Annotated in this window: 23 protein-coding genes; 18 read left to right on the top strand and 5 right to left on the bottom strand. The window is 67.8% G+C overall.

From position 1 onward, the window contains the following. Together ACFRJ8_RS17335 and ACFRJ8_RS17330 are read right to left on the bottom strand one after the other, a co-directional pair. The gene (locus ACFRJ8_RS17335; protein WP_377987400.1) at window positions 1–954 is read right to left on the bottom strand and encodes an ABC transporter substrate-binding protein; all 954 of its coding nucleotides are present in this window, start codon (window positions 952–954) and stop codon (window positions 1–3) included. Between the two features lie 289 nt (window positions 955–1,243). After that, window positions 1,244–2,617 carry an isochorismate synthase MenF gene (locus ACFRJ8_RS17330; RefSeq protein ID WP_377987399.1) on the bottom strand — a complete coding sequence of 458 codons (1,374 nt, stop codon included), beginning with the start codon at window positions 2,615–2,617 and terminating at the stop codon, window positions 1,244–1,246. A 153-nt stretch (window positions 2,618–2,770) separates the two neighbouring features. Between ACFRJ8_RS17330 and ACFRJ8_RS17325 the strand changes: the two genes are divergently transcribed. The 4 genes from ACFRJ8_RS17325 to ACFRJ8_RS17310 all read left to right on the top strand — a co-directional run bounded on the left by ACFRJ8_RS17325 (window position 2,771) and on the right by ACFRJ8_RS17310 (window position 7,424). After that, window positions 2,771–3,565 (top strand): demethylmenaquinone methyltransferase, encoded by a 795-nt coding sequence (locus ACFRJ8_RS17325; RefSeq protein ID WP_377987398.1) that lies wholly within the window; start codon window positions 2,771–2,773, stop codon window positions 3,563–3,565. 12 nt (window positions 3,566–3,577) lie between these two features. Next, window positions 3,578–4,999, top strand: coding sequence for a geranylgeranyl reductase family protein (locus tag ACFRJ8_RS17320; protein WP_377987397.1), 1,422 nt, complete (start codon window positions 3,578–3,580; stop codon window positions 4,997–4,999). Beyond that, the gene (locus ACFRJ8_RS17315) at window positions 4,996–6,096 is read left to right on the top strand and encodes a polyprenyl synthetase family protein (protein WP_277526398.1); all 1,101 of its coding nucleotides are present in this window, start codon (window positions 4,996–4,998) and stop codon (window positions 6,094–6,096) included. The genes ACFRJ8_RS17320 and ACFRJ8_RS17315 overlap by 4 nt, the downstream gene beginning before the upstream one ends. A gap of 506 nt (window positions 6,097–6,602) precedes the next feature. Then, window positions 6,603–7,424 (top strand): endonuclease domain-containing protein, encoded by an 822-nt coding sequence (locus ACFRJ8_RS17310; RefSeq protein ID WP_377987395.1) that lies wholly within the window; start codon window positions 6,603–6,605, stop codon window positions 7,422–7,424. 165 nt (window positions 7,425–7,589) lie between these two features. Here the strand turns inward: ACFRJ8_RS17310 and ACFRJ8_RS17305 are convergent, their stop codons facing one another. Continuing rightward, window positions 7,590–8,018, bottom strand: coding sequence for a hypothetical protein (locus ACFRJ8_RS17305; protein ID WP_377987394.1), 429 nt, complete (start codon window positions 8,016–8,018; stop codon window positions 7,590–7,592). Between the two features lie 20 nt (window positions 8,019–8,038). After that, window positions 8,039–8,704 carry a trimeric intracellular cation channel family protein gene (locus ACFRJ8_RS17300; protein WP_377987393.1) on the bottom strand — a complete coding sequence of 222 codons (666 nt, stop codon included), beginning with the start codon at window positions 8,702–8,704 and terminating at the stop codon, window positions 8,039–8,041. A 61-nt stretch (window positions 8,705–8,765) separates the two neighbouring features. Here ACFRJ8_RS17300 and ACFRJ8_RS17295 point away from each other — a divergent pair, with 61 nt between their 5' ends. From ACFRJ8_RS17295 to ACFRJ8_RS17235, 13 genes are all read left to right on the top strand, one after another. Continuing rightward, complete coding sequence (locus ACFRJ8_RS17295; RefSeq protein WP_377987392.1) at window positions 8,766–9,512, top strand: sirohydrochlorin chelatase; 747 nt, start codon at window positions 8,766–8,768, stop codon at window positions 9,510–9,512. A gap of 143 nt (window positions 9,513–9,655) precedes the next feature. Next, entirely contained in the window at window positions 9,656–11,401 is a 1,746-nt protein-coding gene (locus tag ACFRJ8_RS17290) for a nitrite/sulfite reductase (RefSeq protein WP_277526393.1), read from the top strand. Between the two features lie 128 nt (window positions 11,402–11,529). Then, a complete protein-coding gene (locus ACFRJ8_RS17285; protein WP_377987634.1) occupies window positions 11,530–12,291 on the top strand; it encodes a phosphoadenylyl-sulfate reductase in 762 nt (253 codons plus the stop codon). Next, window positions 12,288–13,325: a sulfate adenylyltransferase subunit CysD gene (gene cysD / locus ACFRJ8_RS17280; RefSeq protein WP_377987389.1), complete on the top strand. Its 1,038-nt coding sequence runs from the start codon at window positions 12,288–12,290 to the stop codon at window positions 13,323–13,325. The genes ACFRJ8_RS17285 and cysD overlap by 4 nt, the downstream gene beginning before the upstream one ends. Next, complete coding sequence (locus ACFRJ8_RS17275; RefSeq protein WP_377987388.1) at window positions 13,325–14,749, top strand: sulfate adenylyltransferase subunit 1; 1,425 nt, start codon at window positions 13,325–13,327, stop codon at window positions 14,747–14,749. Before cysD ends, ACFRJ8_RS17275 begins: the two co-directional genes overlap by 1 nt. 162 nt (window positions 14,750–14,911) lie before the next feature. Further along, window positions 14,912–16,078: an RtcB family protein gene (locus tag ACFRJ8_RS17270; RefSeq protein ID WP_377987387.1), complete on the top strand. Its 1,167-nt coding sequence runs from the start codon at window positions 14,912–14,914 to the stop codon at window positions 16,076–16,078. Window positions 16,079–16,319: 241 nt separating this feature from the next. Beyond that, window positions 16,320–17,498 (top strand): aliphatic sulfonate ABC transporter substrate-binding protein, encoded by a 1,179-nt coding sequence (locus tag ACFRJ8_RS17265; protein WP_377987386.1) that lies wholly within the window; start codon window positions 16,320–16,322, stop codon window positions 17,496–17,498. Window positions 17,499–17,542: 44 nt separating this feature from the next. Then, window positions 17,543–18,268 carry an ABC transporter ATP-binding protein gene (locus tag ACFRJ8_RS17260; protein WP_377987385.1) on the top strand — a complete coding sequence of 242 codons (726 nt, stop codon included), beginning with the start codon at window positions 17,543–17,545 and terminating at the stop codon, window positions 18,266–18,268. After that, on the top strand, window positions 18,258–19,196 hold the full coding sequence (locus ACFRJ8_RS17255; RefSeq protein WP_377987384.1) for an ABC transporter permease: 939 nt from the start codon (window positions 18,258–18,260) through the stop codon (window positions 19,194–19,196). Before ACFRJ8_RS17260 ends, ACFRJ8_RS17255 begins: the two co-directional genes overlap by 11 nt. Window positions 19,197–19,390: 194 nt before the next feature. Next, window positions 19,391–19,687, top strand: a complete 297-nt coding sequence (locus ACFRJ8_RS17250) for a putative quinol monooxygenase (protein ID WP_090574983.1) — start codon at window positions 19,391–19,393, stop codon at window positions 19,685–19,687. 211 nt (window positions 19,688–19,898) lie between these two features. Beyond that, a complete protein-coding gene (gene cobA / locus ACFRJ8_RS17245; protein ID WP_377987383.1) occupies window positions 19,899–21,185 on the top strand; it encodes a uroporphyrinogen-III C-methyltransferase in 1,287 nt (428 codons plus the stop codon). Window positions 21,186–21,273: 88 nt separating this feature from the next. Beyond that, the gene (locus ACFRJ8_RS17240) at window positions 21,274–22,737 is read left to right on the top strand and encodes an FAD-dependent oxidoreductase (protein ID WP_377987381.1); all 1,464 of its coding nucleotides are present in this window, start codon (window positions 21,274–21,276) and stop codon (window positions 22,735–22,737) included. 160 nt (window positions 22,738–22,897) lie between these two features. Then, window positions 22,898–23,899: a DNA topoisomerase IB gene (locus ACFRJ8_RS17235; protein ID WP_277526382.1), complete on the top strand. Its 1,002-nt coding sequence runs from the start codon at window positions 22,898–22,900 to the stop codon at window positions 23,897–23,899. 49 nt (window positions 23,900–23,948) lie between these two features. Here the strand turns inward: ACFRJ8_RS17235 and ACFRJ8_RS17230 are convergent, their stop codons facing one another. Continuing rightward, window positions 23,949–24,788, bottom strand: coding sequence for a DUF1206 domain-containing protein (locus tag ACFRJ8_RS17230; protein ID WP_377987379.1), 840 nt, complete (start codon window positions 24,786–24,788; stop codon window positions 23,949–23,951). Between the two features lie 242 nt (window positions 24,789–25,030). Here ACFRJ8_RS17230 and ACFRJ8_RS17225 point away from each other — a divergent pair, with 242 nt between their 5' ends. Then, entirely contained in the window at window positions 25,031–25,567 is a 537-nt protein-coding gene (locus ACFRJ8_RS17225) for a hypothetical protein (protein ID WP_377987378.1), read from the top strand. Window positions 25,568–25,601: the final 34 nt, after the last annotated feature.

The raw sequence follows: 25,601 nt of genomic DNA, 5'->3' as shown, positions 1-25,601 counted from the left end.
TCAAGACGAGACCGCCGGGTTGACCTCGGACGTGGTGATGGCACCGTCAGCGGCACCCCAGCCTTCCAGGATCTTCTTGTAGGAGCCGTCTTCCATCAGTTTGGTGACGGTCTTCTGGATGACGTCCGCCAGGGCCTTGTCGGACTTGGCGACGGCGATGCCCTGGGGTGCGGCGTCGTAGACCTCGCCGAGCTTTTCAAGCTGACCGCCGGTCTGAGTCAGCGCGTAGCCGATGATGGGGGAGTCGGCCGCCATCGCATCGATGCTGCCGTTGACGAGGCGGGTGGTGATGTCCGTCTGGGTCTTGAGCGTCACGATGTTGATGGGCTGTTTGCCCTCGGCCAGGCACTTCTTGTTGCGGCCGGAGAGGTCCGGATCCTCCTGGATGGTGCCGGTCTGCACGCCGACGGACTTGCCGCACAGGTCATCAAGGGAGACCTTCTTCGGGTTGCCCTTCTGGACTGCCCAGCCGGTGCCGGCCTTATAGTAGCTGACCATGTTCACCGCGGCGAGCCGCTCCGGGTTGATGGTGAAGGAGGAGATCCCGAGGTCGTATTTCGGGCCTAGGGCCGGAAGAATGCCGGTGAATTCGGCAGTCTGGACCTGGACCTTCAGGCCCAGCGCGGCGCCGATCGCCTTGGCGATGTCGACGTCGTAGCCCACGGCGGTCTGGCCGTCGGTACCGAGGAATTCCGCGGGTGCGTAGGAGGTATCCGAACCCACGGTCAGCGTGCCTTTAGTCTTGATCGCCTCGGGCAGCATGGCCGCCAGCGCATCGTCCTTCTGTACTGTGCTGGGGTCAAAGCTGGCCGCCGCGCTGCCGGAAGGGGTGGCTGCGCCGCCGGTCCCGGTCTCGGAGGCGTTCGTGCAGGCCGTGAGGGCCAATGCGCTCACGGCGAGCACCGTGGCGGCCTTGAGTGCGGGGTTGCTCAGGAGCGAACGGGAGATCTGCATTTTCTTACCTTTTGTTGCAGGAGGGATGCGTATTCAAGTCGATTTATAGTGTATCGCCGACAAAGAGATGTACGTCACAGAAAACTTAGTTTCACTATTGGATAACTAAACCAGACCCGAATGCAATATCTCCAATGCCCGATCTGTCTGTAATCCCGGATTCCTGCCGATTCGCGTCCCCGCGGCGTCGCCAACCCGGCGCCCGCAGGCGTCGCCAACCCGGCGCCCGCAGGCGTCGCCAACCCGGCGCCAACCCGGCGGCGCGCCGCCCCGCCGGCCACCCCGCACGCTAGCTGTTGATGCCGAGCGACTCCAGCATGGGGCGGAACTTCGCCCACGTCTCGGCGAGCTCGGTCTCGGGGACGGACCCGTCCACCACGCCGCAGCCGGCGTAGAGCCGGACCGTCTGCGGAGATTCGATGACGGCGCCGCGCAGTGCGATGCCCCACTCGCCGTTGCCGGCCGCGTCGAGCCAGCCGACCGGGCCGGCGTACGGGCCGCGGTCCAGATGCTCCAGCTTGCGGATCAGTGCCCCGGCCACGGTGGTGGGGGTGCCGCAGACGGCGGCGGTGGGATGCAGAGCGTTGATCAGGGCCAGGCAGGTGGGGACGTGGCCCTCCACCTCGGCGAGCTCGGCCTTCACATCCGAGGCCAGGTGCCACACGTTGGGCAGTTCCAGGATGAACGGCTCGCTATGCGCGTTCATGGCCTCGGAAAACGGGGCAAGCTGCGTGGTGAGGGACTGGATCGCAATGTCGTGTTCGTGCCGCTGCTTCTCGGAGCCGGCGAGGACGCGTTCGGCGAATTCCAGCGGGGAGCCGTCCATGCCGTCCGCGTCACGGCGGTCCAGCGTGCCGGCCAGGACGCGGGCCTGCGCGGTGCGGCCCTCCACCTGGATCAGCATTTCCGGCGTGGCGCCCACCAGCCCGTCCACCCCGTACGTCCAGCATTCGCGGTACCGGGCCGACAGCTCGCGGAGCACCTGGGCGGCATTGACGCCGGTGGGGACGGTGGCCACGACGTCGCGGGCCAGCACCAGCTTCTCCAGGGCCCCGGTCCGGATCTCCTCGACGCCCGCGGCAACCGCGGCCATCCAGTCTTCCTCGCTGAGCGAGCCGGTGTGCAGAGTTGCCCCTGCAGCCAACGGCAAAGGACGGACGACGACGGCGCCACCGGCCTGTGCGGTCCCCGCCACCGGATCGTCCATCACGGCGCGGTCCGTATCGGCGCTGGCGCTGCCAAGCCAGCGGTCCAGCGCGGCGCGGGCGCCCGCCTCGGTGAGTTCGCCGTCGTCGAGCGTGAGCTGGGTCAGCCAAGCCTGGCCGTCGCGGAGTCCCACGACGATTTCGGGAACCAGCAGCCGGGACTCGTGCGCGGAGACTTTGGAGAAGGCGAAGGAGCCAAAGGCCACCGGACCGGTGCCGGGGCAGTCCACCGCGTCCTCGATGTCCGCCTCCAGAACCAGATGGCGCCACCAGATGTCCGCCTCCAGGAACCGCTCGGGGCCCGTGGCGGTGAACCGGGCGATCTCGCCGAAGCCCACGAGCCCGGCCTCGCGGCGGGTCCAGCAGAGGACATCGTCCCGGACCAGAAACGACGGCAGGCCCCCGGGGAAAGTTTCGGCATCGAGGGGGACTGTCAAGGTGCGGAACGTGCTCGTCATGATGGCACAACACTAGCCCGTGATCGCCCGTGCCGTGGATAAACAGGGTCCGGCCGCGGCTGAACGAGGCCGAAGCAGCCGTTCCCGCAGGTGAAAGCCGCGTTGATTGGCACCCCGTTCGTGGGGGAGCCGATCATTTGAGACAATGGCAGGGTGAACCGAGCATCCTTGGATAAGCGTCCGGACGAAGTAGCCACGATGTTTGACGACGTCGCCCCCAAATACGACGTCGTCAACGATGTCTTGTCCATGGGGCAGACGCGGCGTTGGCGCAAGGTGGTGGTGGAAGCCGTGGGCGTATCGCCCGGCCAGCGCGTCCTGGACCTCGCCGCCGGCACCGGTACTTCCAGCGAGCCGTATGCCGACGCAGGCATCAACGTCATCGCCTGTGATTTCTCCCTCGGCATGCTCAAGGTGGGCAAGCGCCGCCGCCCGGACATTGACTTCATCGCCGGGGATGCCACCCGGCTGCCGTTCGCTGACGACACCTTTGATGCCAGCACGATCTCCTTCGGCCTGCGCAACGTCAACGAGCCGAAGAAGGCCTTGGCCGAGATGCTCCGGGTCACCAAGCCCGGCGGCCGGCTGGTTATCGCGGAATTCTCCCAGCCCGTGGTTCCGCTGTGGCGCACCATGTACACCGAATACCTCATGCGGGCCCTGCCGGCCATCGCCGTCAAGGTCTCCTCCAACCCCGACGCCTACGTCTACCTCGCCGAGTCCATCCGTGCCTGGCCGGACCAGGACCACCTCGCGGCCTGGTTGCAGGAGGCTGGCTGGGAATCCGTCACCTACCGCAACCTCAGTGGCGGCATTGTGGCTGTGCACCGGGCCCAGAAACCGCTGGCCGGCCCCTCAACTGGCCCCGCCGCGGGCGCAGCGGCAATGGCAGCCCACACCGGACCGGTGGCGAAGCTGCGTCGCAACATCGCCCGGCCCGGGCGTTAGCCGCTACGCGTCGTGAAAGTACTGATCGTCGGAGCGGGCCCGGCCGGATCCACCGCCGCCTTCTACCTTGCCAAAGCCGGCATTGACGTCACGGTGCTGGAGAAAACCAGCTTTCCCCGCGAGAAGGTCTGCGGCGACGGCCTGACTCCACGCGCAGTCCGCGAGATCCAGAAGCTGGGCCTTGCACATCCCGAATCCGACGGCTGGCGGCGGAACAAGGGCCTGCGCCTGATCGCCGGCGGCCGCACGATCGAACTGCCCTGGCCGGAGGTCGCCGACTTTCCGCAGTACGGGTTGATCCGGACCCGGCTCGGCTTCGACGAACAGCTGGCCCGCCACGCCCAGTCCGCGGGCGCCGTCGTGCATGAACGCCACAGCGTGACCGAGGCGCTGCACTCCGAGGACGGCCGGGTGACGGGTGTCCGTGCCGCCCTGCTGGACAACTCCGGGCGCAAGACCGGCGAAACGCGCGACTTCACCGCCGACGTCGTTCTCGCGGCGGACGGTAACTCGACGCGCACTGCCGTGTCGCTGGGCATCGGCAAGCGCGACGACCGTCCGCTCGGCGTGGCCGTGCGGACGTACTTCACCTCGCCGCGGCACGAGGACGACTGGATGGAAGGCTGGCTGGAGCTTCCCGGCCGCGACGGCAAACTCCTGCCTGGCTACGGCTGGGTCTTTGGCGTCGGCGACGGCACCTCCAACGTGGGCCTAGGCATCCTGAACTCCTCGAAGGACTTCGGCAAGCTGGACTACAAGCAGGTGCTGCGCGAATGGACCGCCGGCATGCCCGCCGACTGGGGCTTCACCCCGGATAACCAGGTGGGCGAGATCCGCGGCGCCGCGCTGCCCATGGGCTTCAACCGCACCCCGCACTACTCTCCCGGCCTGCTGCTGCTCGGCGACGCCGGCGGCATGGTCTCCCCGTTCAACGGCGAGGGCATCTCCTACGCCATGGAGTCCGCCCGCTTTGCGGCCGAATTCATCATCGACGGCGCCGCCCGGGCCGCGTCGGCAGGCTGGAGGTCGGGGGCGGAAGCTTCCACAGCTGCTGACGCGCACCTGGCCCGGTACGCCGACTACGTGCGGCAGCAGTGGGGCTCGCACTTCACGCTGGGCCGTGCGTTCGCCGCCCTGATCGGCAAGCCGGCGGTCATGAAACTGGCCCTGCGGACCGGCATGCCCGTCCCCGTGCTCATGCGTTTTGTGGTGCGGCTGCTGGCCAACCTGACCGATCCTGCCGCCAAGGGTTTCGAGGACCGCGTCATCCGGGTCCTGGAATCCCTGGTTCCAGCCACATCGAACCAGGCCGCACGCAATCAAGCCTCGTCCAACCAGGCCACGTCCAACCAGGCCGCACCCGCCACGGACAGTGTTCCGCACTCCGACACCAACTCCGCGGTTTCCGCAACAAAAGTTAGGGTTAACCCGTGACCAACTCTGCAGACCAAAGCTGGACGCACGCCGGACACGGCCTGCCGAGCTCTGAACCCGACCTCAACACCACCGCGATCGCCACCGGCCTCCAACTGCCGGCGGGCTTCGCGGCCATTGCGGGTGACCCCGAGCTGGGCCCCGCGATCACCACCAACCTGGCGCGCGTCGAGAAGAAGCTGCGCGAGGCCATTGCCAATTCCGATCCCCTGGCTGACGCAACGTCGCGTCACCTCGTGGAAGCCGGCGGCAAGCGCATCCGTCCGCTGTTGACCCTGCTGTGCGCCCACCTTGGCGATGCCTCCCTGCCCGCGGTGGTGCAGGCCGCCGTCGTCGTCGAACTGACGCACCTGGCCACCCTGTACCACGACGACGTCATGGACTCCGCGCCGTTCCGCCGTGGGGCGCCGACGGCCCACGAGGTCTGGGGCAACTCCGTCGCCGTCCTCACCGGCGACCTCATCTTTGCGCGCGCCTCCATCCTGGTTTCGGAGCTCGGCTCCCGTGCGCTTGGCATCCAGGCGCGCACCTTTGAGCGGCTGTGCCTGGGCCAGCTGCACGAGACCGTGGGGCCGCGTCCGGACGAGGACCCCCTGGCGCACTACCTGTCCGTCATCGCGGACAAAACGGGCTCCCTGGTCGCCGCGTCCGGCCAGCTTGGCGCAATCTTCTCCGGTGCCGACGAGTCCTACGAGCCCTTCCTGGTCGAATACGGCGAGAAGGTGGGCGTGGCCTTCCAACTTGCCGACGACGTCATCGACGTCACCGGGATCAAGGTCAAGTCAGGCAAGTCCCCGGGGACCGACCTGCGCGAAGGCATCCCCACCCTGCCGGTGCTGCTGCTGCGCAACGCCGCCCGGGACGGGGACCAGACCGCGGTCGAGCTGCTGACGCTGATCGACGGCGACCTCAGCTCGGACGAGGCCCTGGCCGCCGCCGTGGCCGGGCTCCGGGAGCACCCCGTCACCGCACAGTCCTGGGTGGTGGCGCGTGCCTGGGCCGATGAGGCCATCGCCGCCCTTGCCCCGCTGCCGGAAGGCGTCGTGAAGGCCTCGCTGACCAGCTTCGCCCACGCGGTGGTGGACCGCAGCAGTTAGCTGTCCGGCTTGGCGCTTAGCCGGCCTGCCGCTTAGCCTCCACCTGCCTGTCCCCGTCCGTTCCCTGCGACTGGGCGCGTCCGGGCTGCCGCTTTCTGGGCGTGTCCGGCTTACCGCGTGGCCGGCCTCCTGCTTAAACGGAATGGCCCCGGTTCCTCACAACGTTCGAGTCTTCCGTTGTGCCGAACCGGGGCCATTTCTCCGTTCGCATCAGATCCACCGGAGGCATTTGGTGAACCCAAGAAAGAGCATATGACAGGAATGTCATGGAGTCCAGACTTTTCTGTAAATTTATTGTCATAGGATTTCGATCAGATGCCGAACGTTGTCGCGCCGATTTTCCCCACCCTTTGCCGGGGCAGCGGCTGGACGCGCGGGCCGGTGGCGGGACACGCCGTCGGACGTCCTCAAAACCGCACAAAATCAGCGGTGCGAGTGGTGCGGACTTGTCCACATAGCCCACGTTGTGGGTGCCCGGGTTGTCATCCCACGAGTGTGCTTGTCCCATGGACCTCGCGAGTTACTTGGGATCCGTCGGCTCGGTTGCCCGCACGGCCACGTTGCTGCAGGCCGGTTTTACGCCGAACGGTATCCGCACTTCCGTGGCTGCAGGGGAAATTCGTCGCCTCCGCCATGGGGTGGTGGCGCTGCCGGGGGCGCGGGCGGACTTCGTGGCTGCCGTGCTCGCGAACGGCACGCTCACCTGCGCCTCCGCCGCGCCGTTCCACGGCATATGGCGCCTCCATGAGCCCGAACGGCTGCACCTGCTGTGCGCACACGGATCAGCCCCCGGAGCTGTCGTCCACCGCGCAAGCCTGGTCCCGCCGGATTTTCCGCAGCCCGTGGCCAGCCTGACGGACACCCTGCTCCATGCGCTGCGCTGCCTGCCCCCAGTGGATGCCGCAGTTATGGTGGAAAGCGCCCTGCTGCAGGGCCGCACCACGCTTGATTACCTCAGGCAGCGGCTGCCGGGAAACCGGAATGGGGCCGCCCGCGCAGTCCTGGACCTGGTCGAGGGCACCGCTGATTCGGCGATCGAGGTCGTTGCCAGACTGATCTTCAGGAGCCAGGGAATCTACACCCAGACGCAGGTGAACCTTCCGGGGATCGGCTGCGTGGACTTCCTGCTCGAAGGATTCCTGATCGTGGAGATCGATGGGAGCACCCATCTTGAGCGCACGCAGGTCAAGAAGGACCGGCGGCGGAACAACGCCAGCACCCTGGCCGGCTACGCCGTCCTCCGGTACGGGTATCACGACGTCGTCTACAACCCGCAGAAGATGATCGATGAGGGGTGGCAGGTGCTGCGCGGCCGTGTCATCCGCTGAAATTCCCCAGGTATGAACTTCCGACGCCGCAGATTACCGGCGGTTCCGCCGGACACTCCGGTGAGGGACGCCAAACATGGGGAGAATCGGCGGGGCCGGCCGCCGGGGGCGGGCGAGAAGGGAGGGCGTTGCGGGGGAGAACGCCGCAGGAGGAGGAGGCCGCGCCTAGTCTTCGTCCTCGTCGTTGAAGGCCCACTCGAACATGTCGAAGACAAACTCGGAGAATGTCCCCTCTTCGCTCTTCCACTGGCCGCGGGCATTGTTGCGGCGGTACACGATGGGATCCGGGATGCTGAGGTCCCCGATGCGGAAGCCCCAGGTGAACTGCTCTTCCTCGTCCTCGAGGAACATGAGGAAACCCTCGTCGTCGACTTCGAGCTCTTCGGGATCCCAGAAGTAGTGGTAGGCCTCCATGATGTCCTCGCAGCCGCCGACGGCCAGGTAGAACTCGCGCAGGACCAGTGGGACCTGGAACTGGTGTTCGGCCAGGGCGGCGTCGAGCTCGTCGGCCGGGAGGCCATCTTCTTCCTGCCATTCGTCTTCGAGATACTTCGGAACAAGCGCGCGGAATTTCTCGAGGAACATGTCAGTCATGGTCTTATCCTAGCTAATCCCTAGCGGTCGTTTTCCGCCGTGTCCAGGCCCAGCCGGTGCCACCCGCGCACCGCCAGCGGAACGTACCAGTGGCGCCGCCAGGCCGTGACCCGGAAGGCGAAGACGACCGCTGCGACAGCGCAGGCGCTCACCGCGGTGAAGGTCCCCGTGAGGGAAAGGACCACGGTGGACACTGCCCCGGCGAAGGCCGGCAGCGCGTACAGATCCTTGGGGTCGAACAGCTGCGGCACCTCGTTGGCGGTGATGTCCCGGAGCAGGCCGCCGCCCACCGCCGTCGTGACACCCAGCAGGACGGCAGCTACGGGATTCATCCCGGCGGCCAAGGCCTTCAGGGTGCCGGTGATGCAGAACAGGGCCAGCCCGCCGGCGTCGAACAGGATCAGCAGCGAAGTGAAGCGCTGGACGCTGGAGAACAGGAAATAGACCAGCACCGTGGCGAGCAGGGGAGGCGCCAGATACGCCGGGTTGGTGAACGCGGCGGGCGGGCCTGCGTTGATGATGATGTCGCGGATGACACCGCCGCCAAGGCTCACCACAGAGGCCAGGAGCAGCGAGCCGATGATGTCGAACTGCTTCCGCGCAGCGAGCAGCGAGCCGGAGACCGCGAAGAAGAAGACACCGGCGAGGTCAAGCCAGACCAGGACAACACTGAAGTAGAAGGTCATGAAGCGTCCCGGTCGATAACAAGGGGGCGGATAGGGCGGCTCCAAGGTTACGCTAACGGCTATGAATAGCCCCATCCTGATCGCCTGCGCCCACGGCACGTCGAGCCCGCAGGGAGCCGCGGAGGTCAACGCGCTCCGGGACGGCATCGCCGGGCTCCGGCCCGGGCTGGACGTCCGCGAGGCCTACGTCGACGTGCAGGACCCGGACCTGCCGGGCGTCGTGGCGGGCCTCCCGGAGGGGGAGGCCGCCGTTGTGGTGCCGCTGCTGCTGAGCGTGGGGTACCACGTCAAGGTGGACATCGCCCGGGCCGTGAAGAGCCGGCCGGACACTCTTGCCGCGGCGCCGCTGGGGCCGGATCCGCGGCTCGCAGCGCTGCTGGACCAGCGGCTGCGCGAGGCCGGGGTGACGGACAACGACGCCGTGGTCCTCGCCGCCGCCGGTTCCTCCGATCCCAGCGCGGCACGAAATGTCGAGGAACTCGCGGACCAGCTCCGTGCGCTGCGTTCCAACCGGATCGTGGCCGGCTACGGCGCCTCCGCCAAGCCCTCGGTTCCCGACGCCGTCGCCATGCTCCGTGAGGAGGCCGCCGGCGGTGCCGGCGCGGGGGAGTCGGCCGGTGCCGTGGACCTGGGCGGACGCGTGGTCATCGCCTCCTATCTCCTGGCGCCCGGCTTCTTCCATGACCAGTTGGCCAAGGCCGGCGCGGACCTGGTGACGGCGCCCCTGCTGCCCTCGCCCGTCCTCGCCGAAATTGCGCTGGAACGCTACGACGCAGCGCTGGCCGCAGCACCACAACCCCGGCCCTGACGGCCGCCGCATGGGTCCCTCCAGATGCACAGCCGCAGGGCTACTTCAAGGGTTTCCGGCGGTTCGTGACGAAATGTTTCCCTAGGTGACCTCCCATTTCTGACCCTTTGTGACGGGATTACAGCCACCCCTACAGTCGATGCATGACTGATACAGCTCTAGCCGGAGCGTCCACGGACGAGGCTGCCGCCGGCCGCACCAAACGCCCCTCCCGTCCGGCCGCAAAGCCGCACGGGCAGTGGAAAGTGGACGGCACCGCGCCGCTGAACGCCAACGAGACCTGGAAACAGGAAGACAACGGCCTCAACGTCCGCGAGCGTATCGAGTCCGTCTATTCCAAGCACGGCTTCGACTCGATCGACGGCACCGACCTGCACGGCCGCTTCCGCTGGTGGGGCCTGTACACCCAGCGCAAACCCGGGATCGACGGCGGCAAGACCGCCACGCTTGAGCCGCACGAACTCGAAGACAAATACTTCATGCTGCGCGTGCGGATCGACGGCGGTGCGCTCACCACCGAGCAGCTGCGAGTCATCGGCCAGATCTCCGTGGACTTCGCCCGCGACTCGGCCGACCTCACGGACCGCCAGAACATCCAGCTGCACTGGATCCGGGTGGAGGACATGCCCGAGATCTGGCGCCGGCTTGAGGGCGTCGGGCTGTCCACCACGGAAGCCTGCGGCGACGTTCCGCGCGTGATCCTCGGCTCCCCGGTTGCGGGCATCGCCAAAGACGAGATCATCGACCCCACGCCGCTGATCCAGGAACTCGCCGAACGGTTCATCGGCGACCCGGAACTGGCCAACCTGCCGCGCAAGTTCAAAACCGCCATCACCGGCCACCCCAGCCAGGACGTGGTGCACGAGATCAACGACGTCGCCCTGGTGGGCCTGGTCCACCCCGAACTCGGCATCGGCTACGACCTCTGGGTAGGCGGCGCGCTCTCCACCAACCCCATGCTGGGCAAGCGCCTCGGCGCCTTCGTCCGCCCGGACCAGGCCGCCGACGTGTGGCTCGGCGTCACCAGCATCTTCCGCGACTACGGCTACCGGCGCATGCGCACCAAGGCCCGCCTGAAGTTCCTGCTGGCCGACTGGGGACCGGTGAAGTTCCGCCAGGTCCTCGAGGACGAATACCTCGGCTACAAGCTCTCCGACGGCCCCGCCGCGCCCAAGCCCTCCACGCCCGGCGACCATATCGGCGTGCACGAACAAAAGGACGGCAAGTTCTTCATCGGCGCCACCCCGCTGGCCGGCCGCCTCTCCGGCAGCCAGCTGGTCAGGCTCGCGGACACCCTGGAAGCCCGCGGCTCACGGCGCCTGCGCACCACCCCGCACCAGAAGCTCGTGGTCCTCGACGTGCCCAAGGACGAGGTGGACCCGCTCGTGGCCGAGCTCGACGCGCTGGGCCTGTCCGCCCGCCCGTCCGTGTTCCGGCGCGGCACCATCGCCTGCACCGGCATCGAGTTCTGCAAGCTCGCCATCGTGGAAACGAAAGTTACTGCCGCGACGGCGGTTGCCGAGCTGGAGCGCCGCCTGGCCGACCTCGCCGAGAGCAAGCAGCTGCCCCAGGCGCTGTCCCTGCACATCAACGGCTGCCCCAACTCCTGCGCCCGGATCCAGACGGCGGACATCGGCCTCAAGGGCATGATGCTGCCAACGCCCGACGGCGACCCCACCCCGGGCTTCCAGGTCCACCTCGGCGGCGGACTGGCCTCCGACAGCCGCGAAGAGGCAGGCCTCGGCCGCACCGTCCGCGGCCTCAAGGTCACGGCCGGGGAGCTGCCCGATTACGTCGAACGCGTGGTCCGGAAGTTCGTCGCCGACCGCTCCGAGGGCCAAAGCTTCGCCGAATGGGCGTTCGCCGCGGAGGAGGGTGATCTCCAGTGACAAACGTTCAGCCGCTGGCAGGCGGTGCCGCCCAGGGAGTGGCATCTAAGGGGCTCGACGAGGGCCCCGATGCGAGCTTGCGAGCGTTGGGAAGTCCGGACCCGCTGTCGGAGCCGCGCGCTGAGCTGATCGAAGATCAGCAGCGCGGCGAAGGGGCGGGGGCGGCATCGCCTGCCAACGGCCCCGGTGCACTCCGCTCCCACGACGAGCTCAAGGCCCTCGCCGAGGCCGGCGCCGCCGAGCTCGGCTGGGACGCCCCGGCCCGCGATGTCATCGCCTGGGTGGCCCGCAACTTCGAGCTGCCCGCCGTCGCCGTCGCCTGCTCCATGGCCGACGCCGTGCTGCCGGCACTGGTCGCGGACCAGCTTCCCGGCGTCGACGTCCTGTTCCTGGAGACCGGCTACCACTTCCCGGAGACCCACGCGACCCGCGACGAAGTAGCTGCGAATCTGCGCGTCAACGTCGTGGACGTGCTGCCGGAGAACACCGTGGAGCAGCAGGACCGGCTCCTGGGCAAGGACCTCTTCGCCCGGGACCCAGCGCAGTGCTGCGCCCTGCGCAAGGTGGCGCCGCTGCGCCGCACCCTGGCCGGCTACGAACTCTGGTTCACCGGAGTCCGCCGCGACGAGGCCCCCACCCGCACCAACACGCCGCTGGTCACCTGGGACGAGGCCAACGGCCTGGTCAAGGTCAACCCGGTGGCGGCCTGGACCTTCGACCAACTGGTGCAGTACTCCGACGACAACTTTCTTCCCGTCAACCCGCTGCTTTCACAGGGCTACCCGTCCATTGGCTGCCAGCCCTGCACCCGCAAGGTGGCGCCCGGCGATGACCCCCGCGCCGGACGCTGGGCAGGAACCGACAAGACAGAATGCGGACTACACGTATGAGCAATGTTGAGACTTTCGTGGCCGTCGACCCCGATGCCGCCCCCGCCCCTTCGCGGGACGTCGATGCTGCAAGCAGCATCGCGTCCCGCTCCGACAGGCCCGATGCCACTCCCTGGGCGGCATCGGGGCCGACGGCCCAGGCCCGCCTGTCGTCCTTGGACACATTGGAGTCCGAAGCCATCCACATCATCCGCGAGGTCGTCGCCGAGTTCGAGAAGCCTGCGCTGCTGTTCTCCGGCGGCAAGGATTCCGTGGTGATGCTGCACCTGGCCACCAAGGCCTTCTGGCCCGGCAAGGTGCCCTTCCCGGTGCTGCACGTGGACACCGGGCACAACTTTCCCGAGGTCATCGAGTTCCGAGACCGGACCGTGGAACGGCTGGGCCTGAAGCTCGTTGTCGGCTCCGTCCAGGACTTCATCGACTCCGGCGAGCTGGCCGAGCGTGCCGACGGCACCCGCAACCCCCTGCAGACCGTCCCGCTGCTGGACGCGATCCAGCGCAACAAGTTCGACGCCGTCTTCGGCGGCGGCCGCCGGGACGAGGACAAGGCCCGGGCCAAGGAACGGATCCTGAGCCTGCGCGACGAGTTCGGCCAGTGGGATCCCCGCAACCAGCGCCCCGAGCTGTGGAACCTGTACAACGGCCGGCACACCGTGGGCCAGCACGTCCGCGCGTTCCCGATCAGCAACTGGACCGAACTGGATGTGTGGCGCTACATCGAGCGCGAGAACATCGAGTTGCCGGGCCTGTACTACGCCCACGACCGCGAAGTCTTCGCCCGCGACGGCATGTGGCGCGCCGTCGGCGAAGTCTCCCAGCCCCGCGACCATGAGGAAGTCATCACCAAGACCGTCCGCTACCGGACCGTGGGCGACATGTCCTGCACCGGCGCCGTGGAATCGGCCGCCGCGACCGTGCGCGACGTCGTCATTGAGGTTGCCGCCTCGACCATCACCGAACGTGGCGCCACCCGGGCCGATGACCGCATCTCCGAGGCCGCTATGGAAGACCGCAAGAAGGACGGCTATTTCTAATGAGCACGGAAACGTTTCTCCCGGGCGCGGACCTCGTTGCCGCGGCGCTGCCCACCACGCTGTTCCGCTTCGCCACCGCAGGCTCCGTCGATGACGGCAAGTCCACGCTGGTGGGCCGGCTCCTGCACGACTCGAAGGCGATCCTCGCCGACCAGCTCGACGCCGTCGCTCGCACCTCCGCGGACCGCGGGTTCGGCGGCGAAGGGGCCACCGGCACAAAGGCGATCGACCTCGCCCTGCTGACTGACGGCCTGCGCGCGGAGCGCGAGCAGGGCATCACCATCGACGTCGCCTACCGCTACTTCGCAACGGACCGCCGCAGCTTCATCCTCGCGGACTGCCCCGGCCACGTGCAGTACACCAAGAACACGGTGACCGGTGCGTCCACCGCGGATGCCGTCGTCGTGCTCATCGACGCCCGCAAGGGTGTCCTGGAGCAGACCCGCCGGCACCTGTCCGTGCTGCAGCTGCTGCGGGTTGCGCATGTGATCGTGGCCGTGAACAAGATCGACCTCGTGGACTTCAGCGAGGACGTGTTCCGCGAGATCGAGGCGGACGTCCAGCGGGTCGGGCGCGAGCTCGGGCTCGGATCCGACGGTGTCGCCGACCTCCGCGTCATCCCCGTGTCCGCCCTCGACGGCGACAACGTGGTCGATGCCTCGGAGCGCACCCCCTGGTACGACGGCCCGGCGCTGCTGGAGGTCCTCGAGACGCTGCCGGCGGCCGACGAACTCGAAAGCCACCTGGAGAGCTTCCGTTTCCCGGTCCAGCTGGTGGTCCGGCCGCAGGGCGCACTGGCTCCGGATGCCATCGCCGGCGGGCTTGATCCGGAGGCCTACCGCGACTACCGGGCCTACGCCGGCCAGATCACCGAAGGCTCGGTCAAGGTGGGGGACCGGGTCAGCATCCTGACCCCGGGTCAGGACCCGCGCAGCACCACCGTCACCGGGATCGACTTCGCCGGCCGCGAGCTCGCCGAGGCGGCCGCACCGCAGTCCGTGGCCCTGCGCCTGGCGGATGAATTCGACGTCGCCCGCGGTGACACGATCGCGGCGGCGGGGACGGTGCGCGAAGCATCGGCAGACCTCTACGCTGCGCTCTGCTGGCTCTCGCCCAAGCCGCTCCGGGAGGGAGCCAAGGTCCTGGTCAAGCACGGTACCCGCACGGTCCAGGCCCTAGTCCGGAATGTGACGGGCAAGCTGGACCTCGCCAGCTTCCAGCTGGAGCCGACATCCACCCTGGAACTCAACGACATCGGACACGCGCAGCTTCGTCTCGCGGCTCCGCTGCCGCTGGAGAACTACCTGCACCACCGCCGCACCGGGGCTTTCCTGGTGATCGACCCGCTGGACGGCAACACCCTCGCCGCGGGCCTTGTCAACGACCACCCGGGTGACCACGAGGACGAGCGCTACTCGATTTAGGCCTGCTCGAACCGGCTGAAGGCACCCCGACTGCTTCCGAGTCGCCGGAAACGCGCGGGGTCGCCGTAAACTTCCCGCGACCTCGCGCGTTTCCGGCGAATTCGCCGCTTAAGCCCTTGCCACTTGGGCGGCGGACCATGATCATCGTCATGGAGGGGTGCCGTGGAAGTCATCAACAGCCGGCTCATCAGCTGGGCGTCGATCCTGGACGACAAGACCCGCGAGCAGGCCCTGGCCACGGCTCAGCTGCCCATCATCTACCCGCATCTGGCGTTGATGCCGGACGCCCACCTGGGCCTGGGCGCCACAGTGGGATCCGTCATACCCACTCTGGGTGCTGTTATCCCGGCCGCCGTGGGCGTCGACATCGGCTGCGGCATGATTGCCGTCCGCACGCAGTACGCCCTCAAGGACCTGCCCAAGGACCGGAAACGCCTGCGTGAGGGTATTGAGCACGCCATTCCCCTGTCCTCCGGGAAGCGCAACCGCAGGATCACCGCCACCGCCGAACCTCGGCTGGCTGAGCTGAGGCGGATGGCAGCGACAGCGGGCTTCGAGCCCGCCCACTACGCCGCGAACTGGGAGCTGCAGCTGGGATCGCTGGGATCGGGCAACCATTTCATCGAGGTGTGCGCGGACGAGACGGACGCCGTGTGGCTGTTCCTGCACTCAGGTTCCCGCGGCGTGGGCAACAACATCGCGCAACGGCACATCGCCCGGGCCCGGAGCGGGAACCGGATGAGGACTGCCGTGCTGCCAAATCCTGCCCTGGCCTACCTCGAGGAGGGCACTCCCGAATTCGAGCGGTACATCAGGGAACTCCACTGGGCCCAGCACTTCGCACTGCTGAATCGCGAGGAGATGATGGACCGTGTGGTCCGTCAGTTTGAATCGTGGACAGGCGGTCGTGTCCGGGAGACCGAACGGATCAACTGCCACCACAACTTCACCGCGCAGGAGAAGCACTACGGCAAATCCGTTTGGGTCTCGCGCAAGGGGGCGATCCGGGCCGAAGCGGGGGACGCCGGGCTCATCCCCGGCTCCATGGGCACGGCGTCCTACGTCGTTGTCGGACTGGGGAACCCAGTGTCCCTGAACTCATCGCCGCACGGGGCCGGGAGGGAATACTCGAGGACGGCCGCGAAGAGAACGTTTTCGCTGGCCGAGCTGAAGGCCGCCATGCGGGGCATCGAATTCCGCCCCAGCGAGGCATTCATCGACGAGATCCCGGCGGCGTACAAACCCATCGACCAGGTGATGCGTGACTCCGCCGACCTCGTCAAGATCCGGCACAAGCTGCGGCAGCTGGTCAACGTCAAGGGCAATTGATGAGCTCAAGAGCCCGGATGGCGGTCCAGGCTGTCCTGTGCCGAATGTGACGCTGCGTGAACCCGCGTGACCCCGGGTTTCCGGACCGTTGAACCGCCAATATGCCACTCCCTATGGTGAATGAATGAAGACAACGGAACGGTTTCCCGGCCTCCCCCGCAGGGGCTTCCAGGGGCGATGTCGCCGGCGCTGACCACCCCGCCCGGCCCTTCCGCACACACCCCAGAACAGGACTTCACCCATGTCACGCACCCCCGAAAACCCCGAGCCGGGCACACAGCCCGGCACCACCCGGATCGTCGCCGGCGAGACCGGCAAACCCAAACGCAAGCGCACCCTGGAGATCGCCCTGGTCGTGGGGCTTGTGCTCCTGATCGGCGCCGGCGCAGCGGTGGCATCCTCGCTGTCCCGCAGCCAGGAAACCGCCCCGGCAGCGGCCACGGCGGACCAGGGCCCGGCCACGGAACTCAGGCTGGGCTACTTTGGAAACATCACCCACGCCCCGGCCCTGGTAGGTGTCAACAAGGGGTTCATCGCCAAGGAACTCGGCCAGACCAAGCTCAGCACACAGGTCTTCAACGCCGGCCCGGCCGCGATCGAGGCCCTGAACGCCGGCGCCATCGACGCCACCTACATCGGCCCCAACCCGGCCATCAACTCCTTCGTCAAGAGCAACGGCCAATCCATTAGCATCATCGCCGGAGCAACCTCTGGCGGAGCGCAGCTGGTGGTCAAGCCCGGTATCAACTCGGCTGCCGACCTCAAGGGCAAGACGCTCGCGTCGCCGCAGCTCGGCGGCACCCAGGACGTGGCCCTCCGGGCATGGCTGGGCAAGCAGGGATTCAAGGTCTCCACGGACGGCAGCGGCGACGTCGCGATCAACCCGACCGAGAACGCCCAGACCCTCAAGCTGTTCCAGGACGGCAAGCTCGACGGCGCGTGGCTGCCGGAGCCCTGGGCCTCGCGACTGGTGCTCCAGGCCGGCGCGAAGGTCCTGGTCGATGAGAAGGACCTGTGGGAGAAGGGCGAGTTCGTCACTACCGTCCTGATCGTCAACAAGCAGTTCGCGGCCGAGCACCCTGCCACCGTGCAGGCGCTCCTCAAGGGCCATGTTGAATCCGTCGACTGGCTCAACGCGGCGCCCGCCGCCGGCAAAGCCACCGTCCTCAACGACGCACTCAAAGCAGCCGCAGGCAAGGCGTTGCCGACCGACGTCATCGACCGGTCCCTGAAGAACATCGTCTTCACCACGGACCCGCTCGCCGGGACGTACAAGAAGCTCCTCCAGGACGGTGTCGACGCCGGCACCACCAAGCAGGCCGACATCAACGGCATCTTCGACCTCACAGCGCTCAACAGTGTCCTCGCCGAGACTGCGGCTGGCAAGAAGATCTCCGCCGAAGGACTCGGCAAGGAGTAGCCCCCGGGCCTCCAGTCATCCGCCACAACAGTAAGGACCAGACCATGCCAGTCGTACTGGAAAACCTGGGCAAGCGCTTCGGCGACGACGCCCCGGTACTGGACGACGTCAACGCCACCATCGAGCAGGGCGAGTTCGTCGCGCTGCTCGGTGCGTCCGGCTGCGGCAAGTCCACCCTGCTCAACATCATGGCGGGACTGGAGGCCCCGACGTCGGGCGCCCTCGAAGTGCCCAGCGACGGCGCCGCCTTCATGTTCCAGGACGCGGCACTGTTTCCCTGGCTGAACGCGCGGGAGAACATCGAGCTGGCCCTGAAGTTGCGCGGTGTCGGCAAAGCCGACCGCAAGATCCGGGCGGGGGAGCTGCTGGACCTCGTGCACCTGGGCGGTGCGGGGGATAAGCGGCCCCACGAACTCTCCGGTGGGATGCGCCAGCGTGTGTCCCTTGCCCGGTCCCTGGCCCAGGACCGGCAGCTGCTCCTCATGGACGAGCCGTTCGCGGCCCTGGACGCGATCACCCGGGACCTGCTCCATGACGAGCTCGAACGGATCTGGAAGGAAACCGGCCGGACCATCGTCTTCGTCACCCACAACGTCCGTGAGGCCGTCCGGCTTGGCCAGCGCGTGCTGCTGCTCTCCTCCCGGCCCGGCCGCGTGGTGCGGGAATGGCACGTCAGCGAAGAACACCGCACCGACGCCGGACTGGCCGGCCAGCTCACCGGCGAAATCACCACCCGGCTACGCGAGGAGATCCGCCGCCATGCCAAGTAACCAACTTCCCGTTGCGGAAGCCCCGGCCGAGACCCGCAAGATCCACGCTGCCTTGACCCGGTCCTCCACCGGCAAGGAAGACCTGCGCGAACTCGAGGCGGGCCTCGATTCCCTGCAGTCCGACTCCATCCGCAAGGTCCGCATCGACTGGAGCCGGATCCTGCTGCCGGTGGCTGCGCTCGCTGTGCTGGTCATCCTCTGGCAGCTGTACGTGTCCCTCGGATTCAAGCGGCGTGACGTCGTGCCCGGCCCGCTGGATGTCGTGGGCCAGATCGGAACCCTGTGGAGCGAAGGCAAACTGCAGGAGGCCGTGTGGACCTCGCTGCAGCGCGGCGTCGTGGGCTTCCTGATCAGCGTGGTCATCGCGACTCCGGTGGGGCTCCTGCTGGCACAGGTGGCACCCCTGCGCCGCGCGTTCGGCCCGCTGATCTCCGGGCTGCAGGTCCTGCCGTCCGTGGCCTGGGTGCCGGCCGCCATTCTGTGGTTCGGCCTCACCGACGCCACGGTGTATTTCGTTGTCTTCATGGGCGCCATTCCCTCCATCATCAACGGCCTGATCTCCGGGGTGGACCAGATTCCGCCGCAGTACCGCAGCGTGGGAAAGGTCCTGGGTGCGTCCCGGCTCCAGTTGGCCCTGCAGATCATCCTGCCGGCGGCCCTGCCCGGGTACCTCGGCGGCCTCAAACAGGGCTGGGCCTTCTCCTGGCGCTCACTCATGGCCGCGGAAATCATCGCCGTCGGCGGCACGATCGGCTTTGGCCTGGGCTCCATGCTGGACCAGGGCCGCGTCCTGTCCGACATGACCATCGTCATGTCCGCCATCCTGCTGATCCTTGCCGTCGGCATCCTGATCGAACTGCTCGTGTTCGCGCCGATTGAAAAGCGGCTGCTGCGCCGCCGGGGCCTGCTGGCCGGCAGCACCCGCTAAAGCACCCCGGCTATACCTAAAAAAGGAAGCCCGACGGCGATCTTCGCCGTCGGGCTTCCTGCTGCCCGCTTGCCCGCCGCGTCAGCGTGCCAGAGCAGTTGGCTACGACGCCCCTTGTTCCGCCGAAACCGCATGCCTAGACTCACCACAAGGCCGGGGTCCGGCCCCATCCCGCAACTGTTCAGGAGGTAGCCGTGGCACCGAAATTTGGCTTGCTGGCACTGGTCGAGGCCAAGCCCGGGAAGGAACAGGAAGTTTGGGACTTCCTCAACGGGGGCCGCGAGATAGTGCTCACCGAGCCGGGCACGAGGACCTGGTACGCGTTCCGGGTCAACGAGAACACCTTCGGCATTTTCGACACTTTTGACACCGAGGAGGACCGGCAGGCCCACCTCAACGGGGCCATTCCTGCCGCCCTCGGCCAACACGGTCCGTCCCTGCTCGCCAAGGATCCCGACATCCGGCCGATTGAACTCATCGCCGTGAAGTAGACCGCGGCCTCTGCTCCTGCGGAGCGGGGACATTGACACGGATACACCGTCATTCTGGCCCGAGATGACTGCTCCGGCCGTCAAGGTGCCCCCGGACCGCTTCCGGGTGTGCCCACATGAGCCCGCCAATAATGTGACGTGGCGTTACCTTGCGTGAACTGGTGTTTCCGCACCGTTGTTCCGCTCTGTGACGCCGCCCTATCGTCGATGCATGGCAATTCAGGACATTTACCCCACGGCGCTGCGCCTCCTCGGCCGTCCCGTGCTGGTGGTTGGCGGCGGACCGGTGGCCGCCCGGCGCACCAAGGGGCTGCTCGACGCCGGAGCCCGCGTCACCGTCGTGGCACCGCTCGCCTGCCCGGCGCTGGCTGAACTTGCCACCGCAGGACTCCTGAACTGGGAGCCCCGCCCGTACCTTCCCTCCGACGTCGACGGCGTCTGGTTCGTCCAGACCGCCACCGGCGACGCCGCCGTGGACGCGCAGGTCTCGGCCGACGCCGAGGCGCAGCGCATCTGGTGCGTCAATGCCTCCGACCACGAAGCCTCCGCCGCCTGGACCCCCGCCGTCGCCGTGGTGGACGACGTCAAGATCGCCGTCAACGCCGGCGGAGACCCGCGCCGCGCCATGGCCCTGCGCGACGCCGTCGCCACCGCCCTGGACACCGGAGACCTGCCGCTGCGCCGGCACCGTGTTTCCGGCACAGGCGCAACCGCCGGATCGGTGGCCCTCGTAGGCGGCGGTCCCGGCGACACCGGACTCATCACCGTCCGCGGCCGCCGGCTCCTGGGCCAGGCCGACGTGGTGGTGGCGGACCGGCTCGGCCCCCGTGAACTTCTGGCCGAACTGGCCCCCGACGTCCGCGTGATCGAGGTCGGCAAGACGCCCGGCCAGCATCCGGTGCCGCAGGCCGAGATCAACCAAATCCTGGTCGACGAAGCCCTGCAGGGCCAGCGAGTGGTCCGGCTCAAGGGCGGCGACCCGTACGTCCTGGGCCGCGGCGGCGAGGAAGCCGAATTCTGCCGCCAGCACGGCGTCGAGGTCGAAGTGGTTCCCGGCGTCACGTCGGCCATTTCCGTCCCGGCCGCCGCCGGCATCCCGGTCACACACCGCGGGCTCGCCAAGGGCTTCAGCGTGGTCACCGGCCACGAGGAACTCTCCGAGGTCCCCGCCCGTGCGGACCACACTGTGATCCTGCTCATGGGCGTGGGCCAGCTGCGCGATTCCGCAGCCTCCCTGGCCCGCGCCGGTTTGCCTCTGGGGACGCCTGTTGGCATCGTAGAGAATGGCTACCTGCCGAACCAGCGGGTGACCATCGGAACCCTCGGGACCATCGCGGACCAATCGGAGGCCGTCGGCGTCGCGAACCCCGCCGTGATCGTGATCGGCGACGTGGTCCGCGTCAGCCCGTTCGCGCCGTCGCACTTCAAGACCGCGGACTACAGCACCACCACCCCGAACGCTCCGCGCATCACCAAGACCCGCGTACTGACCCCGTAAAGCCCGTCGATTGCTCCATAACTGCCGTTATCAAGCCTCAAAAGGGCGGTTGTGGAGCAACGGATGCAGAAGAAAAAGGAACACAGCCGTGTCAACGAACACCCCTGTAGGAACCGCCGCCCGCCCGCTGCGCGTCGCCGTCGTCGGCTCCGGTCCCGCCGGCGTCTACGCCGCGGACATCCTGACCAAGAGCGAGGCCGTCAAGAGTGGCGAGCTCACCGTCAGCATCGACCTCTTCGACCGCTATCCGGCGCCCTACGGACTGATCCGCTACGGCGTGGCCCCCGACCACCCCCGCATCAAGGGCATCGTCAACGCCCTGCACAAGGTCCTGGACCGCGGCGACATCCGGTTCTTCGGCAACGTGGACTACGGCACGGACCTGTCCATCGATGACCTCCGCACCCACTACGACGCCGTCATCTTCGCCACCGGCGCCATCAAGGACGCGGACCTCAACATCCCCGGCATCGAGCTCGAGGGTTCCTACGGCGGCGCCGACTTCGTGTCCTGGTACGACGGCCACCCCGACGTGTCCCGCGACTGGCCGCTGGAGGCCAAGGAAATCGCCGTGATCGGCAACGGCAACGTGGCCCTGGACGTGGCCCGCATGCTCTCCAAGCACGCCGACGACCTCCTGGTCTCCGAAATCCCGGACAACGTCTACGCCGGGCTGAAGTCCTCGCCCGTCACGGACGTGCACGTGTTCGGCCGCCGCGGCCCGGCCCAGGTCAAGTTCACGCCCCTGGAGCTGCGCGAACTCTCGCACTCCAAGGACGTCGACATCATCCTCTACGCCGAGGACTTCGAGTTCGACGCCGAGTCCGACCGGCAGATCCAGAGCAACAACCAGACCAAGACCATGGTGGGCACGCTCACCAACTGGATCGCCGAACAGCCCGAGGACCTCTCCGAGCTCACTGCGTCCCGCCGCCTGCACCTGCACTTCCTGCACAGCCCGGTGGAGGTGTACGACGGCGCCGAGGCTCCCGGCCGCGTCGCCGGGATCAAATTCGAGCGCACCGAACTGGACGGCACCGGCAACGCCCGCGGCACCGGCGAGTTTGTCGACTACCCGGTCCAGGCCGTGTACCGCGCCATCGGCTACTTTGGTTCCGCCCTCCCCGAGGTCGAGTTCGACCACAGCAAGGGTGTCGTCCCGAACGACGGCGGCCGCGTCCTTGACGCCGCCGGCACCCACGTGCCGGGAATCTACGCGACCGGCTGGATCAAGCGCGGGCCGGTGGGACTGATCGGCCACACCAAGGGCGACGCCCTCGAAACCGTGACCTACCTGCTCGAGGACCGCGAAAACCTGCCGCAGGCCGCCACACCCGCCCCCGAGGCGATCGTCGAACTGCTGGCGGGCCGCGGCGTCGAATACACCAGCTGGGAAGGCTGGCTTGCCCTGGACGAGCACGAGCGCGCCCTCGGCGAGAAGGCCACCGCGGCCGGCGAATCGCACGGTGTCACCGTCCAGCGTGAGCGCATCAAGGTGGTGCCCCGCGAGGACATGGTGGAGATCTCCCGCGGCGCCGCCGTCGAGGTCTAGCCTCCGCGCGCAGATCAACGCGGGGTCACCTCGCGCCCATCCCCGCCGGAGGGATCATGGGCGCGAAGTGGCCCCGTTTTTGTGGGCTGTGCGTGGAAACCCGGGCGGTAGTCAGTAGGCTTACCGTCATGGATGAGCACGATTCGCCCGGGGCCGGCCAATGAGGCTCCGTCACAGCAACGCCTCCGGCCGCGGATACCGCCGGGTCCCCGCCGGGACCGGGTTCAGCTACAAGGACCTGGACGGGTCCACCCTGCCGCCCGGCCCCGTCCGGGAGCGGCTGGAAGGCATTGGGATCCCGCCGGCCTGGACGGACGTGTGGATTGCCCCGTACGACAACGGGCACATCCAGGCCACGGGAGTCGACGCGGTGGGCCGGCGGCAGTACATCTACCATCCGAGCTGGCGGGAGCGGAAGGACCGGCTGAAGTTCGACCGTTCGCTCCAGCTGGCCGAGACCCTGCCGGCCGCTCGCCGTCTGGTGACCATGGACCTGCGCTCCGAGGGGCTGACCCGGGAACGGGTGCTGGCTGCCGCCTTCCGGATGCTCGACAGCGGGTCGCTGCGGGTCGGCTCGGAGCGCTACACGAACGAAAACGGCAGCCACGGCCTCGCCACCCTGCTCTGTGCCCACGTCAAGGTGCGCAAGGACGAACTCCGGCTCAGTTTCCCGGCCAAGAGCGGCAAGACCTGGGAGTCGCGGATCGACGACGCCGACCTCGCCGCCGTCGTGCGCCAGCTCAAGCGGCGCGGCGGCAAGGCCCGGCTGCTGGCGTACAAGGACGGCCGCAGCTGGCATCCGGTGTCCAGCGCTGACATCAACGAGTACGTCAAGGAGCGCACAGGGGAGGACTTCACTGCCAAGGACTTCCGAACCCTGCGGGGGACGGCGGCGGCAGCCGTCAGCCTGGCGCAGAGCGGCCCGCAGCCGAAAGTCTCGGCCCGCAAGAGCGCGGTGAGCCGCGCCATGCAGGACGCGGCCGCGGTGCTGGGCAACACGCCGTCGATCGCCCGGAAAAGCTATGTGGATCCGCGGTTGCTGGACCACTTCGCGGCGGGGGAGACGATCGACCCGAAGCGGCCGGATTCCGCCGAGTCCGAGATCCGCGCCCTGCTGTACCAGGAAGGCGATGTGGTTCCGCTGCGGAAGGCCGCAGGCTAGCACGCCCGTTCCGCGCGCCGCCATATCGGTGGCCGCTACGCCTGCGCCGCTACATCCGGCCGAAGCGCGCCCGGACCAAGGCGAACACGCCGTAGGCGATGAACCCCGCCCCGATCGCCAGGAGCAGGTACGGGCCGAAGGGGTGGTCCCGGAGTGCCTTGAGGCTGCCGTCCAGCCCGGTGGAAGAACCGGGGTTGTTGGTCGCCGCGGCGATGACGAACAACAGCCCGGTCAGGATCAGCGCCAGCCCTTTCGCGGCGTGGCCGGTGACTCCGAGCACGCTGATCAGCCTGCCGCGGTGGGTCCCCTCGAAGTGGTGCAGTTCCTCCTTGAACTTCTTGCCGAAGCCCTTGACGATGAAGTACACGCCGATCCCGATGATGGTCAGCCCGAGGCCCACCAGGGCCGGCGCCCCGAACGGGGACTGGACCAGCGCCGTGCTGAAGTCCCGCGTCGAGTCGCCCGAATCGCCGCGCTGGCCGAGCGCGAAGCCCGCGAAGCTCAGCCCCACGCTCCCGTACGCTATGGCGAGGAAGCCGGAGGAAATAAGTTTTCCCAGCTGTTCCTTGCGCGGCAGGTGGCGGCCCCGGAGGGTAGCTTCGCTTAGCTGCCAGAGCGCCAGCCCTGCACAGGCGATGCAGGCCGCCCACATCACGGCCGGGCCCCAGGGGTTGGCTGCGAGCTGTTCGATGGCGCCGGTAGGTTCGGCCTGGCCGGGCGCGCCCAGGACCAGCGCGACGGCGATGGCCCCGATCACGATATGAAGCAGTGCCATCACGGCGAACCCCGAACGTGCGACGACGTCGAGCCAGATGCTGTCCGACGCCGCCTCGGCGGCGTCGGCCGCATCGCCGAGGGCGGCTTCGATCCCGAAGTCTTCTTTTGCCATGTCGATGCTGTTAGTCCTTCTCCGGTCGCGGTGAGCAGTTTTGTGCCCATGGCGTAGCCCGGGGTGTCGTGCCTGCTGCGCCGATTCTACGCGGTGCGAAGCGGCAACTGCCCGGACTATCACGTTGTTGGTAAGTGTGCTTACCATAGCCGAGTCATGGTCCTGCTCGTGGACATGCCGCGGGCCGGCAGCCTCGCTGTTCCCGCGATTCGGATTCGAAGACAGACGATAGGAAGCTCAACATGGCAGGTAATCTTGTTGCCCGATCCATTCACGACCTGACGGCAGCCGCCTGGTTCGGCGGTTCACTGATGGGTGCCATCGGACTTAACGGTGCCACGGCTGAGGCCAAAGACCCGGCAGAACGTACCCGTCTCGCAAGCCTGGGCTGGAAGAAATGGGCGCCGTACCAGACGGCGGCCTTCGGTGCTCACATTCTTTCGGGACTGGCCATCATCTGGGAAAACAAGGGGCGAATGGCCAGGCAGGACGGCGTCACGCGGCTGAGCATCTACAAGTCCGTCGTCACCCTCGCCGGTGCCGCTGTGACCCTGTACGCCGGCCTGCAGGGAGCCAAGGTGGAGAAGCTGGCCGCCGAGGGCGCCAAGGGTGCCACCGAGCCGAAGCCGGACGCCTCAGAGGAACTCCGTTCCGCGCAGCAGCAGTTGAAGATCCTGCAGTGGACCATCCCCGTGTTCGCCGGCTGGGTGATTGTTCTCGGCGCCAAGCACGGCGAAATGCAGCGCCCCAAGAACGTCCTCATGGGCCTCATCCGCTAGCGCACCCAGAACCACCACATAGCGTTGAGGGCCG

It is taken from the genome of Arthrobacter sp. NPDC056886 (genome assembly GCF_042788715.1).
Taxonomy (GTDB): Bacteria; Actinomycetota; Actinomycetes; order Actinomycetales; family Micrococcaceae; genus Arthrobacter.
Note: the sequence above shows the minus strand (reverse complement) of the source record. Positions and strands in the feature narration are given on the sequence as shown.